The organism is Bacillus infantis, from assembly GCF_008180445.1.
GTDB classification, from domain to species: domain Bacteria; phylum Bacillota; class Bacilli; order Bacillales; family Cytobacillaceae; genus Bacillus_AB; species Bacillus_AB infantis_B.
This window is the reverse complement of the sequence record NZ_VTER01000004.1, coordinates 206,361-224,275: the sequence shown is the minus strand read 5'-3', so window position 1 is coordinate 224,275 and position 17,915 is coordinate 206,361. Positions and strand designations below refer to the sequence as shown.

Genomic DNA, 17,915 nt, shown 5'->3' with positions numbered 1-17,915 from the left:
GGAAATGCTGCGGAAGGATGAATCCATGGGAATCCTGTACCGCTGCCTTTTCCCCATAAAATAAGCTTGATCTATGATTAATCCATTTTCATTATCATAATATCATGATACGATTAAGAAAACAGATTGAAAAGAGGACAGCTCATGCTGGGAATATTATCTGCCGGAATAGCTCCTGGTCTGGCTTTGCTTAGCTACTTTTATTTAAAGGACGAATACGATTCCGAGCCAGTCTCAATGGTGTTCAGGACTTTTCTTTTTGGTGCCCTGCTGGTGTTCCCGATCATGTTCATACAGTATGTCCTTGAAACCGAGCAGATTGTCCAATCTGATATTGTCAGTGCATTCTTTTCCGCAAGTATGCTCGAAGAATTTTTCAAATGGTTTATTTTATTCTATACCGTTTATCAGCATATAAGTTTTGATGAGCCGTATGATGGCATTGTTTATGGTGCAAGCGTATCCCTTGGTTTTGCCACTGCGGAAAATATCCTGTATCTCATTGCCAATGGGCTGGAATATGCGATAGGCCGTGCCCTTCTGCCGGTTTCAAGCCATGCATTATTCGGTGTCATAATGGGCTACTATATCGGAAAAGGCAAGTTTACGGCTGAATCAAGGAAGAAATGGATCAGCCTCTCACTCTTTTTGCCTTTTATCCTCCATGGAACCTATGACTTTATTCTCGTATCCCAGGAACATTGGAAGTTTATCATGGTTCCCTTCATGATTTTCCTCTGGTGGTATGGCCTCAGAAAGGTCAAGATGGCCAGGGCAATGAGCATGAAACATATTGAGGAGAGCTTTGATTATCAGAAAACCCTTTACCCCTAGGTGAAGGGTTTTTTTTAGTTAGGTTGTGTTAGTGTACATTGTTGATATCTGGCTAAAAATGAGCCCAAAATCAACAACAATGTTTAACAAAGCCTTTAGTTAAGGAAGCCAAACCTCCCTAAAAGGCAAAGAACGCCTTTCCGGGGGTTCGTCTTATGCTTGCCGGGGCTGATCAAGTCGCTTGCGCTTTTGTTTCGGAGGCAGAAGCAGTGCCTTCCATATATTTACTGCCGCCAAATTGCTCTCATTTGCATAAAAACCCAGCCTCTGAAAAAAATAGGGTTAATGTTAATTAGATTATCATCTGGGGGTTGCTATCCATGAAAAACAAATTATTGGTGATTAAGCTGGCTCTGCTCATTCCGCTTTTTGCAGCTGCACTCCCGCTGCTGGGGCCATCTGAAAAAGCAGATGCTTTTTCAGCTCAGGTCATCCAGCATGGAGCTGTAGGCGATGATGTTATTGAACTTCAGTCAAGGCTTCAGTACCTCGGGTTTTATAACGGTAAAATCGACGGGGTATTTGGATGGGGAACTTACTGGGCGCTGCGTAATTTCCAATACGAATTCGGGCTGCCGATTGATGGGCTGGCAGGCCAGGAAACAAAGGCCAAGCTCGCAAAAGCTTCCAAGTACAACGAACAGTTTGTAAAAGATCAAGTCAATAAAGGCAATAAATTCACCCATTATGGCGGTGTTGACCTGGACAAGCAGAAAAAGCCTTCAGGCGGTGCCAGTCAGGGCGGAGGTGGAGGCGGAGGCCAAAGCGCCCCGGCAAAACCTGAAGCCAAACAGCCTTCTGCTGCCAATATCCCATCAGGATTCTCGCAGAATGACATACAGCTGATGGCAAACGCAGTTTATGGAGAAGCAAGGGGGGAGCCTTATACAGGCCAGGTGGCTGTGGCAGCTGTCATCTTGAACCGGGTCCACAGTGCTACCTTCCCAAACACAGTTTCAGGGGTGATTTTTGAGCCGCGCGCTTTTACGGCTGTGGCAGACGGCCAGATATGGCTGACACCGAATGAAACTGCAAAAGAAGCAGTGATGGACGCTATGAACGGCTGGGATCCAACCGGCGATGCGCTCTATTATTTCAATCCTGATACGGCGACCAGCGGATGGATTTGGACGCGGCCGCAAATCAAAAAGATCGGAAAACATATTTTCTGTGAATAGAGAGGTGGTTTACAGTGATTAGAGGGATACTTATTGCCGTACTCGCCCTTGGAGCTGCCGGTGCCGGCTTTTGGGGATACCAGGAGCACAGGGAAAAGAATGCGATTCTAATTAATGCAGAAAACAGCTATCAAAGGGCCTTTCATGACCTGACATACCAAACCGACCTGCTTCATGACAAAATCGGGACTACATTAGCCATGAATAGCAGGGAATCCCTTTCACCGGCGCTTGCTGATGTCTGGAAAATAACTTCCACGGCCCATAGTGATGTTGGCCAGCTGCCGCTTACACTTATGCCATTCAATAAGACAGAGGATTTCCTTGCGAAGATCGGGGATTTCAGCTACCGCACAGCAGTCAGGGATCTGGACAAGGAACCTTTGTCAGATAAAGAGTATAAGGCGCTTCAAGGGCTTTATAAAGAATCAGCGGATATCCAGCAGGAGCTCCGCAAAGTCCAGCATATGGTCCTCAAGAATAATCTCAGGTGGATGGACGTTGAAATGGCGCTGGCCTCCAATAAGCAGCCAATGGACAATACAATCATTGACGGATTCAAAACTGTGGAAAAGACGGTTGAAAGCTATGGAGAGACCGATTTTGGCCCCGCCATGGTCAATATGCAGAAAGATGACTCAAATTATAAATATTTAGAGGGAGAGGCTATTTCAAAAAACAAAGCCCGCTCCATTGCTGAGAAATATGCAGGAATGGGGGAAAAGGCGGCTGTAAAAGTAACAGAAAACGGAAAAGGCTCTGACTTCGGCTTTTACAGTGTCTCAGTCCAGGACCCTAAAACCGGCAGGGAAGCCAATATGGATATAACAAAAAAAGGCGGTTATCCGATCTGGTTTATCCTAAGCAGAGATGTTAACGACCAGGCTGTCAGTCTGAATGAAGCCGGGAATAAAGCCATTAAATTCCTCAGTGACAATGGATTTAAGGATTTGGACCTGTTTGAAAGTACACAATACGATCATGTCGGAGTATTTACTTTCGTATCCAAACAAGAGAATATCAGGGTCTATCCTGATTCGATAAAAGTAAAGGTCGCCCTTGATAACGGGCAAATGATCGGCTTTTCAGCAGAAGATTATCTTAAGTCCCACCACATAAGGGAACTGCCTGAAGCGGGATTAAGCCAGGAAGAGGCAAGGGACAAAATCAACCCTAATCTGAAGATACAGGAAACGAGACTTGCCGTCATCATTAATGACCTTAACCAGGAAGTATTATGCCATGAATTCCTGGGTACAATGGGCGATGACACATATCGGATTTATATCAATGCTGATTCAGGCATTGAAGAAAAAGTGGATAAGCTGCAGAATGCAGAGCCCATTTACGAAGATGTTGTTTAACAGCATAGTACTGCTGGGCCCGGGGGATATTCCCGGGCTTTTTAATATCAGAAAAACAGGTCTTTAGAACTATATAAGTCCTTGATTCATCCATGGGTCCCGTGTCATAATTAAATGACAGGATTATCCTTTTGCCTGATTGAAACAGGAAAGCGTGTATTTAAGAGAGAGCAAGAGAGAGTGGGTCAGCATGATAAAAATTGGAGATTCAATAACACTTGAAACAGTGAATGGACATAAAGAAGAAATATATAGATGCAAGCTGTCCGAAAAGAATGACAATGCCCTTTTCATTGATTACCCGGTCAATGTAAAATCAGGAAAGACAGCCTTCCTGCTTGACGGTACACAGCTTAAAGCTACATTCGTCTCAGATGACGGATCCGTTTTCTTATTTACTACTGAAGTAAAAGGAAGGGTTAAGCAGAATATCCCGTTAATGATCTTAGCCTATCCGGGCCCGAAGCAGCTTATCAAAATCCAGAGGCGGCAGTACGTGAGGATCGAAGCAGCCATCGATGCTGCTGTCCAGCCGATTGGCCGCGAATTCTCCCCGTTTAAGGCTGTAACGGAAGACATCAGTGCCGGCGGGGCAAGCCTGCTTGTGGATAAAGACAGCCCGCTCGATGCAGGCACATTTATAAAAGTATTGCTGGTGCTGGCCCTTCAGAATGGTGACTATCATTATCTGAAAGCAGATGCAAAAATTGTGAGAATCATAGAACATAATGAACTGAAAAATAAGGCATCGATTGAATTTGCAGATCTGGGCCCATCCGGCAGGCAGCTTCTTCTCCGTTTCTGTTTTGACAGGCAGCTTGCCCTTAAGAAAAAAGGCCTGGAAGCTTAACGAATAATTGCCTGCCTGGATGCCAATAATGATAATAAGATTGTCAACAGGCGGGGATGGAAATGAAGATGCTCGAACGGCTGATCGTGAAAGCAGTCATTATTCAGCTGCTCTTTTTGCTCGCAGCCCAGGTACTGCTCCATAAATATGATGTCATGCCTGAGCTGAAGCAGCTTGCCCAGTACGAAGGTGTGGCAAAGAATAGCTTTGAGGAGCTGCTGGAAACTTTCAGCGGAAAATGAGCGGGCATAAGCAGCCTGCTTTTTTTGTATGCCTAAACCCCTTCAGAGGCAGGCCGAAGGACAAAATATTGATAAAAAACCAGCGGATAATATGTTAAAATGGTTCTTGTAAGTTTTAGAGAAACCCAACTGGAAGTGTAACAGGAGGAAATATGATCAAAAAAATCTCAATTGCCATCGATGGCCCTGCAGCAGCAGGAAAAAGCACAGTGGCAAAAATTGCAGCTGAAAAGCTATCATATATTTATATAGACACAGGGGCCATGTACAGGGCACTCACATATAAAGCCATTGAGGCAGGCGCTGACCTGGAAAATGAAGATAAGCTGATGGATATCCTCACAAGCATCCAGATTGACTTGCTTCCAGGTGAACAGGGGCAGATTATCCTGGTGGACGGTGAAAATGTTACAGAAGTGATAAGAACAGCCGCCGTTACCAACTCTGTATCGATTGCTGCGAAGCACCGCAAGGTCCGGGAAGAGATGGTCAGAAGGCAAAAAGCATTCTCGATCGGCGGCGGGGTAGTTATGGACGGCAGGGATATCGGGACCCATGTCCTTCCCCATGCAGAGGTAAAAGTATTCCTGCTTGCATCAGTTGATGAGAGGGCCATGCGGAGACATCAGGAGAATATAAAGAAAGGCTACCCGTCAGATCTTGAACAGCTGAAAACCGATATTGCATACCGGGACAAGCTGGATTCTGAAAGGGAAGTAGCGCCGCTTAAAAAAGCTGATGATGCTGTGGTCATTGACACTACCTCGCTTGCTATTCCAGAAGTTGTAGAGAAGATCATGCTGCTTGCTGAAGAAAGGATCGGATTGACTTGACATTCTATTCTTTTGTAAGATCAGCCGTTTACGGCGCGCTGAAACCGATATACCGTTTTGAAGTGATCGGGAAGGAGAACTTTCCGGCTGAGGGTGGCGTGCTGCTGTGCAGCAACCATATCGACAATCTGGATCCGCCCGTTGTAGGGATTACTGCTCCAAGGCCGGTTCATTTCATGGCCAAGGAAGAACTTTTCAACCTGCCGGTATTAGGCACGATAGTCAGGAATCTTAACGCCTTTCCGGTTAAGAGGGGCATGAGCGACAGGGAAGCTCTAAGGAAAGGGATTGGCCTTTTGAAGGAAGGAAATGTTTTAGGGCTCTTTCCTGAGGGTACAAGAAGTAAAACAGGGGAGTTGGGTAAAGGCCTTGCAGGGGCAGGCTTCTTTGCCTTGAGGGCACCGGCCCATGTAGTACCCTGTGCAATCATTGGCCCATACAAGCCTTTTAAAAGATTGAAGGTAGTGTACGGGAAGCCTCTGGATATGGAAGAAGCACGGAAAAACAGAGCGTCCGCTGACGAAGTGACGGAGATGATCATGCAGGAAATCCGCCAGCTTATTGAGCAGCACAGATAAGTCTTCTTGCTTGACAAATAAAGCTATTTGTAAGAAGTTAGAGGAAAGGCATCTTTTTAGAATATTCTATGTCTTTAATTTAGGACCTTGTTTTCCGCTGTGAAAATATCACATCTACTATAAAAGATTGCAAGCAGTCATTGGATTAAGGAGGATTACATATGTCAGAAGAGATGAATCAATCAGAAGAAATGAATTCAATTGAAGTAAAAAACTTTGAGGTGGGCGACCGCGTAACTGCGAAAGTCACCAAAGTGGAAGAAAAGCAGGTTGTCGTGGATATCCAGGACAGCAAGCTTGACGGGATCATCCCGATCAGCGAGCTCTCAAGCCTTCACATTGAAAAAGCGGAAGATGCTGTGGCTGAAGGTGATGAGCTTGACCTGGAAGTACTCAAAGTGGAGGAAGAGGCACTTATCCTTTCAAAGCGCAAAGTGGATGCAGTAAAGGCTTGGGATACACTTGAAGAGAAATTCAACAGCGGCGAAGTTTTTGACGCTGAAATTAAAGATGTGGTCAAAGGCGGGCTGGTAGTGGACCTTGGCGTCCGCGGCTTTGTACCGGCTTCACTTGTTGAAGCACATTTTGTGGAAGACTTCTCAGATTACAAAGGCAGGACCCTTTCTTTCAAAATCGTGGAACTGGATAAGGAGAAAAACCGCCTGATCCTTTCACACAGAGCTGTTGTAGAGGAAGAAAAGGGCAGGCAGAAGCAGGATATCCTTGCTAACCTCCAGGCAGACCAGGTTCTGGATGGCACTGTCCAGCGCATCACTGACTTCGGCGCATTTGTCGATATCGGCGGAATTGACGGACTTGTCCATATTTCCCAGCTTTCATACGAGCATGTTGAAAAGCCTTCCGATGTAGTGGAAGAAGGCCAGAAGGTACAGGTGAAAGTACTGAGCGTAGACAGGGATAATGAGCGCATTTCCCTATCCATCAAGGAAACATTGCCTGGGCCATGGTCTGATATCGCAGAAAAGGCCCCGAAAGGAAGCACTCTTGACGGAGTTGTGAGGCGCCTGGTATCTTATGGAGCATTTGTTGAGGTATTCCCTGGAGTAGAGGGTCTTGTTCACATCTCCCAGATTTCCCACAAGCATATTGGTACACCGCATGAGGTGCTTGAAGAAGGCCAGCAGGTACAAGTAAAGGTCCTGGATGTAAATGAAAATGATCAGCGTCTGTCTTTAAGCATCAAGGATCTTGAAGAAAAAGAAGCTGAGTATGATACAAGTTATGAGATGCCTGAGGAAACAAAAGGCTTCCAGCTTGGTGAAATGATCGGTGATCAGTTAAAGAATCTGAAAAAATAATGGTGATATAATTTGTCAAGATCTAAACGGAAATGGGATCATATAGAATTTGCCCTTTCAACAGGCCAAAAGCGCATTGCCGGATTTGACGATATAGATTTTATTCATCAAAGCTTGCCTGATTCTGCAGTGGATCAAGTGAAAATAGAAACTGAAATTGGCGGACTTACTCTAAGTTCGCCAATTTTAATAAATGCGATGACAGGCGGCGGCGGTGAAAAAACGCTTAAAATCAATCAGGAGCTGGCCATGGCTGCGGCTGAAACAGGCCTTGCCATGGCAGTGGGCTCGCAAATGGCAGCTTTGAAGGATCCTGCCGAACGGGAGTCATACAGAATTGTGCGGCGGGAAAATCCGAAAGGGATTGTTATCGGCAACCTGGGAAGTGAAGCAGATGCCGAACAGGCTAACAGGGCAATCGAGATGATTGAAGCGGATGCCCTGCAGATACATCTGAATGTGGTCCAGGAACTGACGATGCCAGAAGGAGACCGGGACTTTAGGGGTGCCCTGAGAAGGATCGAGTCTATTTGTAAAAACGTTCATGTGCCTGTGATTGTAAAAGAGGTCGGATTCGGGACCAGCAGGGAAAGTGCGGCAAAGCTTGAAGCTGCCGGTGTTTCAGCGATCGATGTCGGGGGATTTGGCGGCACTAACTTTGCCAGGATTGAGAATGAAAGAAGAGAACGGCTCCTTTCGTTTTTCAATGGCTGGGGGATACCGACTGCCTCCTCTATCCTTGAGGTGAACACAGAAGAGACGGGAGTCAGTATCATCGGTTCCGGCGGCGTCCAGACAGCCTTCGATGCAGCAAAAGCCATTGCCTGCGGGGCAGATGCTGCTGCAATGGCCGGATACCTCTTGAAGATTCTTGTGAGCGAAGGTCATGTACAGCTTATAAAAGAAATACATACTCTCCATGAGGAGCTCGCCTTTATTATGGCTGCGCTCGGCGCTGAAACAATAAAGGACCTCCAAAAAGCCCCATTCATCATATCAGGCAAAACCCATCATTGGCTGTCTGAACGTGGGATAAACACAAAGGCTTTTAGTCAAAGGAATATATAAAAAGATGCTCCTGCTTGTGACGGCGGGAGCTTTTTGCGTTGCTCAGAGGGTAACCGTAGAGGACTACTTTTTTGGGAAAACGGAGCTAGGACCGCTATTCTGGCAAAAAGAAAGAACAGTGGTTCCAGCCAACGAAGCTGGGACCACTATTGAGGCAAAAAGAAAGAATAGTGGTTCCAGCCAACAGAGCTGGGACCACTATTGTGGCTCAAAGAAAGAATAGTGGTTCCAGTCAACGAAGCTGGGACCACTATTGTGGCTCAAAGAAAGAATAGTGGTTCCAGCTAACAGAGCTGGGACCACTATTGTGGCAAAAAGAAAGAATAGTGGTTCCAGCCAACAGAGCTGGGACCACTATTGTGGCTCAAAGAAAGAAAGAATAGTGGTTCCAGCCAACAGAGCTGGGACCACTATTGTGGCAAAAAGAAAGAATAGTGGTTCCAGCCAACAGAGCTAGGACACTATTGTTGCTCAAAGAAAGAATAGTGGTTCCAGCCAACAGAGCTAGGACCACTATTGTGGCTCAAAGAAAGAAAGAATAGTGGTTCCAGCCAACAGAGCTGGGACCATTATTGTGGCTCAAAGAAAGAATAGTGGTTCCAGCCAACAGAGCTGGGACCACTATTATTGATGAAAGCGAAAATAATGGTTCCAGCCACAAAAGAGTGATCTTTTAAATCCCCCAGATTGGAGAGAACAAAGGCCCGTTTTAAGAAGTGGCCACAGGACGCGGCGCCCTTAGCCTGCGTTCCTCGTTGGAACAGTCGCCTCCGCTTTTCTATTTGTCCAGCTCCAAAGCCTAGCCCCTCGAGTCATAAGCCACTCCTGGATTAAAGGCAAAGAACGCCTTTTATCCAGGAGCGTCTTATGCTTGAGGCCCGCAGGATGCGGGTCATGCAGGCGTTGCCACAGGACGTGGCGTTTTTAGTCTGCGTTCCTTTATTGAACAAGGCTTTTCCGCTTTTCTATGTGTCCAGCTCCGGCTCCTAGGTGCTCGAGTCATAAGCCAAGCAGGCCAGAAGGTTAAAGAACAACCTTCCGTCCTGCTCGTCTTTTGCTTGAGGCCCGCAGGATGCGGGTCATGCAGGCGTTGCCACAGGACGTGGCGCCCTTAGCCTGCGTTCCTCGTTAGAACAGTCGCCTCCGCTTTTCTACTTGTCCAGTTCCGGGCGCTAGCCCCTCGAGTCATAAGCCACTCCTGGATTAAAGGCAAAGAATGCCTTTTATCCAGGAGCGACTTATGCTTATCGGGGCTGAGCAAGCGCCCTCCGCTTTTCTAACTATACTTAGAGTCATTCATGCCCCTGGCTTCTTCCGGGCTTTGAAGCTTGGTCGCCCCTGGATAGTGAAGGGCCTGGTCGCGGTCAGATTCGACTCTTCCGCCTGCTTTTAATTTTTTCTCCTGTCTGTCTTTTCCCATGTTTAACACCCCCTGCTATTTAAGATGAAACAAGGACAAAAGTTTATGTAATAAAGATTAAAGTACATAACTATTACCCATAATGGAAATGATAGGTGGTGGTGGTGTGGAAGGCTTTTACTTTTATATGGGCGCCTGGTGCTGCTGGGTTGCAGCGGCATTTTTTATGAATAGACAGCAGAGGGGAAGGACGGCTTTGTCGGCTTGCCTTTTGATTGCCATTATTGTTTCGCCTTATACAATTTCTCTGGGCAGTATCCATATTTCAGCAGCAGGAGCTTTCATTTTGATTTGCTGCTATGCCGAGGCTGGCCGCATAACAGGACTTAAAGCAATTTATTTTTTTGTTTCTGTTTTTATGATCATGCTTGCTTATACAAGTTTTCAGCTTTTTGCTCTTTTTGATCCTGTTTGGGTTGTTTTCAAAAAAGAATGGATGCTGGCAGCCATCATGTTTGCTTTGTCTGCCGTACTTTTTACCGACTGCAGGAAAAGAATTGCAGCCGTGCTGACAGGTGCCATTCAGGGGGATTTCCTCTTTTCGCTGGTACTGAAGAAGTTGTCCCTGGTCTATGAGGCCTGGTCTTTTTCTTTTCTTGATATCGCAGCTATATCAGCATGCGCATTGCTATTGTGGGACGGATTTGTCAAACTCGCAGCATATTTAGAGCGGCAGGCAGCCAATCTGGAAAAGGAGAAACAAAAGATATTATGAGTGATTATACATACCCGATTGTTTTTGGCCTGATTATCGGAACGGCCACAAGGATGTACATGCTGCGGACGGATTACCGGCAGTACCCGACATATCTGCATGGTAAAATCATACACCTGGCCCTTGGATTCATTGCAGCGGCTCTCGGGACGGTTGCTGTTCCTTCTATTCTGGAACAGGATTTTACAGCGGTGACTTTTTTGACTCTTGCGGCAAGCCAGTTCCGGGAGGTCAGGAACATGGAAAGAAATACCCTGGCAGAACTGGATTCCTATGAATTGGTTTCCAGGGGCAAAACCTATATAGAGGGAATTGCCGTTGCTTTTGAAAGCCGGAATTATCTTGTGATATTCACGTCCTTGATCAGCACCCTTTGTTATATTGTGATTAACATCTGGGTCGGCATCATAGCGGCCATTCTGTCTGTGCTGATATCAAAGAAGCTCATGGCAGGAGGGAAGCTCGGGGATATTGTGGAAATTGAATATATGGAACCGCGCTTTGATGGGGCAGGCCTTTATGTAGACAATATTTATATCATGAATATCGGGCTGCCTGCGAGGCAGGAGGAAGTGCTGAGGTATGGAATGGGATTCATTTTAAAACCGAAATCCTTTGACGCGCGTTCAACCATCGCCAATCTTGGACAAAGGCAGGCGATCCTCCACGATGTCTCGATCGCGATGGGTGTATACAGGGATTCCGGCACACCTGCGCTCGTCCCTCTCGCCAAGCGGGATTTGGATGATGGAAGAGTCGGGGTTTTTCTTCTGCCCCAGGAGAAGGACATTGAAAGGGCCATCAAAGTGATCGGCAGTGTGCCGACGCTTGAAAATGCCATCAGGATGCCGTCTGAACGGGAAAGGAAGAGCGGAAATGGTCATTGAGAAATTTATTTTGGCAGTGATTACGACGAACCCGAAGAAGGCACCTTCAGGGGCAGCTGTATTTCATTGTGACGACAAAAAAGAGATGGAGCATGTGGCTGCCAACCTTGAAGCCATTTTAGACGGAATTGCCCACGCTCTGACAGATGAAATGTATGTAATTGTCAAGCATTGATGGTTCTTCCAATGTTTTCGTTGCGGGGAATCTGCCTCTTTGATAAAATGATTAGGTTAGGCCCTTCTGCAAACAGGAAGGGTTTATTTTATACACGGGCCATCCTGAAGAAAAACAGGATGATGTTGAAAGCAAATCATTTGACTCTTTCGAGCAGTGTTTAAAGTATATAAAAGTGAAAGGGTGATGTTCATGGCTAAACCGGTTATCGCCATTGTAGGACGTCCAAACGTCGGAAAATCCACGATTTTCAACAGAATAGTAGGAGAAAGGATCTCCATTGTCGAAGATATACCTGGTGTGACCAGAGATAGAATCTACAGTTCAGCTGAATGGCTGAATCTTGATTTCAATATTATCGATACCGGCGGGATTGATATAGGAGACGAGCCTTTCCTTGAGCAGATCAGGCAGCAGGCTGAAATCGCCATCGAAGAAGCTGATGTGATCCTGTTCTTGACTAATGGACGGGAAGGCGTTACATCAGCTGACGAAGCTGTCGCTAAAATACTGTATAAATCAAAGAAACCTGTCGTGCTTGGGGTCAATAAAATTGACAACCCTGATATGCGCGACCAGATCTATGATTTCTATGCCCTTGGATTTGGTGAGCCAATCCCGATCTCAGGTTCCCACGGGCTGGGGCTTGGGGACCTGCTTGATGAAGCTGCAAAGCATTTTCCTGATACAAAGGACAAGGACTATGGCGATGATGTCATTAAGTTCTCCCTGATTGGGCGCCCTAATGTCGGGAAATCTTCCCTTGTCAATGCTATTCTCGGGGAAGAAAGGGTCATTGTTTCCAATATTGCCGGCACGACGCGTGATGCTGTCGATTCACTGCTCACTTATAATGGGGATCAGTATGTGATCATTGATACAGCCGGAATGCGGAAAAAAGGCAAAGTGTACGAAAGCACTGAAAAATACAGCGTCCTGAGAGCATTAAGAGCCATTGAGCGCTCAGATGTCGTCCTTGTTGTCATCGATGCGGATGAAGGCATTCTTGAGCAGGACAAAAAGATTGCGGGCTATGCGCATGAAGCCGGCCGGGCTGTCGTGATTGTCGTCAATAAATGGGACGCTGTCGAGAAGGACGAAAAAACAATGAAGGCGTTTGAAACGAATATCAGGGAGCATTTCCAATTCCTTGACTATGCGCCGATCGTTTTCTTGTCTGCTTTAACAAAGAAGAGGATCCATACATTGATTCCGCAGATCAACCAGGCAAGCGAGAACCACAGCATGCGTGTGGAAACGAGCGTCCTGAATGATGTTGTCATGGATGCCGTTGCAATGAATCCAACGCCTACCGATAAAGGAAAGCGCCTGCGGATTTACTATACGACTCAAGTGGCTGTCAAGCCGCCAGTATTTGTGGTATTTGTCAATGATCCTGAACTTATGCATTTCTCCTATGAGCGTTTCCTTGAAAACCGCATAAGAGATGCTTTTGGATTTGAAGGTACTCCAATTAAGATATTTGCACGGGAAAGAAAATAAAAAGGGTGTGATTGTATGCTGGATCAATCGAGCAAGATAACCGTTGCCGGTGCAGGCAGCTGGGGCACGGCACTCGCCATGGTGCTGGCTGACAATGGCCGCCAAGTCAGGCTCTGGGGGCATAACCCTGTACAGATCAAGGAAATCAATGAACAGCACACCAATCAAAAATATTTGCCTGATATAAAATTGCCTTCAGGCATTAGAGGTTTCAGCTCACTGGAAGAAGCCCTTGATGGTGTTGACACGCTGATTATGGCGGTGCCGACAAAAGCCATCAGGGAAGTCGCCGGTAAGATTAATGAATTTCAGCGTGTGCCTCTTACTATCGTACATGTCAGCAAAGGAATCGAACCGGATACATTGCTGAGAATATCAGAAATGATCGAGGAAGAATTTACAAGTGAAGCCCTCGGCAGCGTTGTGGTCCTTTCCGGTCCAAGCCATGCAGAGGAAGTGAGCCTCCGCCATCCGACAACAGTCACTGTTTCTTCAAAAAACATTGAGGCGGCAGAGCATGTACAGGATCTTTTTATAAACCATAACTTCAGGGTATATACAAATCCTGATATCATTGGCGTGGAAATCGGCGGAGCGCTGAAGAATATCATAGCACTGGCAGCTGGGATCACCGATGGCCTCGGCTATGGAGATAATGCCAAAGCGGCCCTTATCACAAGGGGGCTTGCCGAGATTGCCAGGCTGGGCACCAAAATGGGCGCAAGTCCGCTGACTTTCTCGGGATTAACCGGAATCGGCGATCTGATCGTCACTTGTACGAGCGTCCATTCCCGCAACTGGAGGGCAGGAAACCTTCTTGGGAAAGGGCATAGCCTGCAGGAAGTCCTTGATAATATGGGAATGGTTGTTGAAGGCGTCAGAACCACGAAAGCTGCATACCAGCTCGCTGAAAAATACAATGTGAAAATGCCTATTACAGAAGCGCTGTATGAAGTGCTGTTTAATGGAGCCGACCCGAAGGAATCTGTCGACAAGCTGATGGCAAGAGGGAAAACGCATGAAATGGAAGACCTTGCAAATGTGCTTGAAGACAGGATTGACAAGTGAATGATATGATTTGCTGCAAGAGAAGATATTTATTTTTCCCTGAGCATCAAAATTTAGGCATTCGAGGATGCGGGAAAGGAACTTCCTGCATACAATGCAACGAAGCAAACTGGTGATATGAACAGGGTGCATGGGTTATTTAGTCGCATACGGCCAAAGCAGAGATTGCCCCATCTTTGCTTTGGCTCTTTTTTTGTGAAATTACAGCGAAATATCCATGCTGGCGCCAGCATTTTAAGCGAAATGCTTTTGATTCATTTTCAGCCTGTATGATATAATACATTTCGGAAAAGGGAGTGAGACAATGTCGCCTGCTTTAATGAAGATGTGGGTATCTTTAGCTTCAATGGGGTTCATGTTTATATCAATATTAATGATTTATCTGAGCCGGTATAAATTAAACAATAAACCGCTTAAATTCATCTCTGCCCTTGTTGCGTATCTGTTAATGATTGTTTCAGGGCTGATCATTCTGTTTGTCGTTTTGAGCGGACCTACCAATGAATAACAAATTTAAAAACCTGAAGGATTGGAATCTATGAAAAAGAAGCTAGCCATGCTGTCAATGACAGCGGTTTTATCCTTTCTGCTTGCCGGCTGCATGTATCCGGAGGACAAGCTTTCGCAGAACCAGACACCATATCAGGATCAGGTCAATTCTGTCCAGAGTGCTGTTGATCAGTTTCAGGAAGACAATGGAGGCATCCTTCCTATAAAGACGAGGGAGGAAGATACACCTATTTACCAGAAATATCCGATAGATTTCAAAAAAATCACGCCAAGATATATGGCAGAGCCGCCAGGGAACAGCTTTGAATCCGGGGGCATCTTTCAGTACGTGATCATGGATGCGGAAGAAAATCCAAAAGTCAAGCTCTTCGACCTAAGGATGGCTGAGGCGATCAGGGATATTAAAGTACGCATCAGGCTGCAGGGATATCCGCCATATAAAGAGAAAATCGCCGATAATGTCTATACACTCGATTATGCAGCCCTCGGCTTTAAAGAGGAACCTCTGGCAGTAAGTCCGTACACCAGCCGCGATCTCCACTTTGTTGTCTCAGGAAATGGAGACGTTTACGTAGACTATCTGCCGGATCTCTATGAGGCGGTGGAAAATAACAAAGATCATGGATATAAGGAAGGCGATGATATACGCTCGCTCCTTGGGAAAGAGTCCGTCTTTGTCCCCGCCTATTCGCTTCCTTATACAATCAATGCCAAAGGAGAACCAATCTTTTTGGCGAAATAGTCATAACCCTTCTTCTGCAAAATATATTGTAGGAGAAGGGTTTTTCTTTTTTACAAGCAATTTTTCAGCGTATAGAGAGAGTGTGCTTTTCAAAGCGGGAGAGTAAGGGGATAAAAATAAAAAAACTGTCATAAAGAAATAGGACAACGTCATAAATATATAATGTCCAAAAATAATTGAATGATAGGATAATATTATCCCACTAACTCAAGATTCAGGAGGGGATCACTTGGAAAAGGTAGATATTTTTAAAGATATTGCCGAAAGAACAGGCGGCGATATTTATTTCGGAGTAGTTGGTGCCGTCCGCACCGGTAAATCCACGTTTATCAAGAAATTCATGGAGCTGGTGGTGCTTCCGAATATGAGCAATGAGGCAGACCGGGCGCGCACACAGGACGAACTCCCGCAAAGCGCGGCAGGAAAAACCATCATGACGACCGAGCCCAAATTCGTCCCTAATCAGGCAGCTGCCGTGCAGGTGGCAGAGGGGCTGGATGTCAACATCAGGCTCGTCGACTGTGTCGGCTATACAGTGCCGGGCGCCAAAGGCTATGAAGATGAAAATGGTCCAAGAATGATTACCACACCTTGGTATGAAGAACCGATCCCCTTCCATGAAGCTGCGGAGATCGGGACAAGAAAAGTCATCCAGGAGCATTCAACGATTGGTGTTGTCATCACAACAGACGGTACAATCGGGGAAATACCGCGTACGAATTATCTAGAGGCTGAGGAAAGAGTCATTGAGGAGCTGAAAGAGGTCGGCAAGCCTTTCATCATGGTGGTCAACAGCGTCCAGCCTCATCACCCGAACACTGAAGCGCTGAGAGTCCAGCTGTCTGAGAAGTATGACATTCCAGTGCTGGCCATGAGTGTGGAAAGCATGAGGGAAACAGACGTATTGAGCGTAATGCGTGAAGCATTGTACGAATTCCCGGTACTCGAAGTGAATGTCAACCTGCCGAGCTGGGTGATGGTTCTGCGGGAGAATCATTGGCTCCGCGAAAGCTACCAGGAAGCTGTGAAGGAAACGGTCAAGGATATCAAACGGCTGCGGGATGTAGACCGTGTTGTACATCTTTTCAGCGACTATGAATTCATAGACAGGGCAGGCCTCGCCGGAATAGAAATGGGCCAGGGGGTTGCAGAGATCGACCTGTTTGCCCCGGATGACCTTTATGATGAGATTTTGAAAGAAATTGTGGGGGTTGAAATCCGCGGCAAGGATCATCTTCTTGAACTGATGCAGGACTTTGCCCATGCAAAAGCTGAGTATGACCAGATTTCGGATGCGCTGAAAATGGTGAAGCAGACCGGCTACGGCATAGCAGCACCGTCGCTTGCTGATATGAGCCTTGATGAGCCGGAAATCATCCGCCAGGGAGCACGTTTCGGGGTACGCCTGAAGGCGGTTGCGCCTTCCATCCATATGATCAAGGTGGATGTCGAATCCGAGTTTGCCCCGATCATAGGCACTGAGAAGCAAAGCGAGGAGCTTGTCCGCTATCTGATGCAGGATTTTGAAGACGATCCTCTATCCATCTGGAATTCTGATATATTCGGCCGCTCCCTCAGCTCCATCGTAAGAGAAGGAATTCAGGCAAAGCTTTCTCTCATGCCTGAAAACGCCAGATACAAGCTGAAGGAAACGCTGGAAAGAATCATCAATGAAGGATCCGGCGGCCTGATTGCCATCATCCTATAATGAATGACTGAAGGGCAGCGGAAGCTGTCCTTTTTAGAGTTTTTTTTTTGGCGTGGAATACTGGGGACCGTTTTGGAGCTTTAGCAAGGGCTCTTACCGTAAAGATCGTTTCTTTTAATTACTATAAAGAATGATTAACATTTTTCGGTATCGCGTGAAGAAAGGTTTTTTCAGCTAACAATTGATAAAAGAAGTTATATGTTTTGAAAAATAGTGATTCGGGTAACAAAAAAGGGTGTCTTATTACAAGTTTGTTTCAAATAAGAAAAGATTACCATTAATTAATGAATATTTCTTGATATGCCCAGATGATTATGATAATCTTTTAACAGAATTACCGTCGTGGCCGCGAAAACCCTTATATATTAAGGTTTTTTAGCAAAAAAGATTGAAATCTTCATGCCGTTCATTTAATATAAGGTATGCCAATCATCACGACGTATAGAATTCCGTAAATTTGTTTACAAATGATGATAAGATCCTTATCAGGGCAAGATTTTTGGGAGGAGGTGAAAGGCATGAACAAGACAGAACTAATTAACGCAGTTGCTGAAGCGGGCGAACTTTCTAAAAAGGACGCTACTAAAGCAGTTGACGCTGTATTTGATACTATTCTTAACGCACTTAAAAATGGTGATAAAGTACAATTGATCGGTTTCGGAAACTTTGAAGTCCGCGAGCGTGCTGCACGTAAGGGCCGCAACCCGCAGACTGGTGATGAAATCGAAATCGCTGCAAGCAAAGTTCCTGCTTTTAAACCAGGTAAAGCGCTTAAAGACGCTGTTAAATAAGTACATACCGTGCTTTAAGCTTATGCTTGAGCAAAAGGCCGCGAAATTCTTCGCGGCCTTTTATTTTTGCTTGGGAATTTATAAATGGTAAGTTGCAGGCCATGAGCAATTCTTGATCATCATCCAGCAG

Annotated in this window: 19 protein-coding genes; 18 read left to right on the top strand and 1 reads right to left on the bottom strand. The window is 45.9% G+C overall.

The genetic code is table 11. The features are described from left to right. Window positions 1-144 precede the first annotated feature (144 nt). From prsW to fni, 9 genes are all read left to right on the top strand, one after another. A complete protein-coding gene (gene prsW / locus FZD51_RS08935; RefSeq protein WP_148974450.1) occupies window positions 145-834 on the top strand; it encodes a glutamic-type intramembrane protease PrsW in 690 nt (229 codons plus the stop codon). Between the two features lie 320 nt (window positions 835-1,154). Continuing rightward, window positions 1,155-2,012, top strand: a complete 858-nt coding sequence (gene sleB / locus FZD51_RS08930) for a spore cortex-lytic enzyme (RefSeq protein WP_148974449.1) — start codon at window positions 1,155-1,157, stop codon at window positions 2,010-2,012. A 14-nt stretch (window positions 2,013-2,026) separates the two neighbouring features. Beyond that, entirely contained in the window at window positions 2,027-3,376 is a 1,350-nt protein-coding gene (gene ypeB, locus FZD51_RS08925; RefSeq protein WP_148974448.1) for a germination protein YpeB, read from the top strand. 190 nt (window positions 3,377-3,566) lie between these two features. Then, window positions 3,567-4,226, top strand: coding sequence for a flagellar brake protein (locus FZD51_RS08920; protein ID WP_148974447.1), 660 nt, complete (start codon window positions 3,567-3,569; stop codon window positions 4,224-4,226). A 62-nt stretch (window positions 4,227-4,288) separates the two neighbouring features. Then, window positions 4,289-4,468: a YpfB family protein gene (locus FZD51_RS08915; RefSeq protein WP_148974446.1), complete on the top strand. Its 180-nt coding sequence runs from the start codon at window positions 4,289-4,291 to the stop codon at window positions 4,466-4,468. Between the two features lie 152 nt (window positions 4,469-4,620). Continuing rightward, on the top strand, window positions 4,621-5,301 hold the full coding sequence (gene cmk, locus FZD51_RS08910) for a (d)CMP kinase (protein ID WP_148974445.1): 681 nt from the start codon (window positions 4,621-4,623) through the stop codon (window positions 5,299-5,301). Then, a complete protein-coding gene (locus FZD51_RS08905) occupies window positions 5,298-5,879 on the top strand; it encodes a lysophospholipid acyltransferase family protein (protein ID WP_009794826.1) in 582 nt (193 codons plus the stop codon). Before cmk ends, FZD51_RS08905 begins: the two co-directional genes overlap by 4 nt. 161 nt (window positions 5,880-6,040) lie before the next feature. Further along, window positions 6,041-7,198, top strand: a complete 1,158-nt coding sequence (gene rpsA, locus FZD51_RS08900; protein ID WP_170939398.1) for a 30S ribosomal protein S1 — start codon at window positions 6,041-6,043, stop codon at window positions 7,196-7,198. A gap of 12 nt (window positions 7,199-7,210) precedes the next feature. Next, window positions 7,211-8,266 carry a type 2 isopentenyl-diphosphate Delta-isomerase gene (gene fni / locus FZD51_RS08895; protein ID WP_148974444.1) on the top strand — a complete coding sequence of 352 codons (1,056 nt, stop codon included), beginning with the start codon at window positions 7,211-7,213 and terminating at the stop codon, window positions 8,264-8,266. 1,276 nt (window positions 8,267-9,542) lie between these two features. On the opposite strand, the gene FZD51_RS08890 is transcribed toward fni, so the two are convergent. Then, a complete protein-coding gene (locus tag FZD51_RS08890) occupies window positions 9,543-9,686 on the bottom strand; it encodes a YpzI family protein (RefSeq protein WP_009794829.1) in 144 nt (47 codons plus the stop codon). A 106-nt stretch (window positions 9,687-9,792) separates the two neighbouring features. Between FZD51_RS08890 and FZD51_RS08885 the strand changes: the two genes are divergently transcribed. The 9 genes from FZD51_RS08885 to FZD51_RS08845 all read left to right on the top strand — a co-directional run bounded on the left by FZD51_RS08885 (window position 9,793) and on the right by FZD51_RS08845 (window position 17,785). Beyond that, a complete protein-coding gene (locus FZD51_RS08885; RefSeq protein WP_148974443.1) occupies window positions 9,793-10,401 on the top strand; it encodes a YphA family membrane protein in 609 nt (202 codons plus the stop codon). Beyond that, window positions 10,398-11,288: a YIEGIA family protein gene (locus tag FZD51_RS08880; RefSeq protein ID WP_148974442.1), complete on the top strand. Its 891-nt coding sequence runs from the start codon at window positions 10,398-10,400 to the stop codon at window positions 11,286-11,288. Before FZD51_RS08885 ends, FZD51_RS08880 begins: the two co-directional genes overlap by 4 nt. Next, complete coding sequence (locus tag FZD51_RS08875) at window positions 11,278-11,463, top strand: capping complex subunit for YIEGIA (protein ID WP_009794832.1); 186 nt, start codon at window positions 11,278-11,280, stop codon at window positions 11,461-11,463. Before FZD51_RS08880 ends, FZD51_RS08875 begins: the two co-directional genes overlap by 11 nt. Before the next feature lie 192 nt (window positions 11,464-11,655). After that, the gene (gene der, locus FZD51_RS08870; RefSeq protein WP_009794834.1) at window positions 11,656-12,966 is read left to right on the top strand and encodes a ribosome biogenesis GTPase Der; all 1,311 of its coding nucleotides are present in this window, start codon (window positions 11,656-11,658) and stop codon (window positions 12,964-12,966) included. 15 nt (window positions 12,967-12,981) lie between these two features. After that, complete coding sequence (locus tag FZD51_RS08865; RefSeq protein ID WP_148974441.1) at window positions 12,982-14,034, top strand: NAD(P)H-dependent glycerol-3-phosphate dehydrogenase; 1,053 nt, start codon at window positions 12,982-12,984, stop codon at window positions 14,032-14,034. Between the two features lie 304 nt (window positions 14,035-14,338). Further along, window positions 14,339-14,542: a DUF2768 domain-containing protein gene (locus tag FZD51_RS08860; RefSeq protein WP_009794837.1), complete on the top strand. Its 204-nt coding sequence runs from the start codon at window positions 14,339-14,341 to the stop codon at window positions 14,540-14,542. Window positions 14,543-14,572: 30 nt separating this feature from the next. Next, window positions 14,573-15,286 carry a hypothetical protein gene (locus tag FZD51_RS08855; RefSeq protein ID WP_148974440.1) on the top strand — a complete coding sequence of 238 codons (714 nt, stop codon included), beginning with the start codon at window positions 14,573-14,575 and terminating at the stop codon, window positions 15,284-15,286. A gap of 229 nt (window positions 15,287-15,515) precedes the next feature. After that, a complete protein-coding gene (gene spoIVA, locus FZD51_RS08850) occupies window positions 15,516-16,994 on the top strand; it encodes a stage IV sporulation protein A (RefSeq protein WP_009794839.1) in 1,479 nt (492 codons plus the stop codon). A 518-nt stretch (window positions 16,995-17,512) separates the two neighbouring features. Then, on the top strand, window positions 17,513-17,785 hold the full coding sequence (locus tag FZD51_RS08845) for an HU family DNA-binding protein (protein WP_009794840.1): 273 nt from the start codon (window positions 17,513-17,515) through the stop codon (window positions 17,783-17,785). Window positions 17,786-17,915 lie beyond the last annotated feature (130 nt).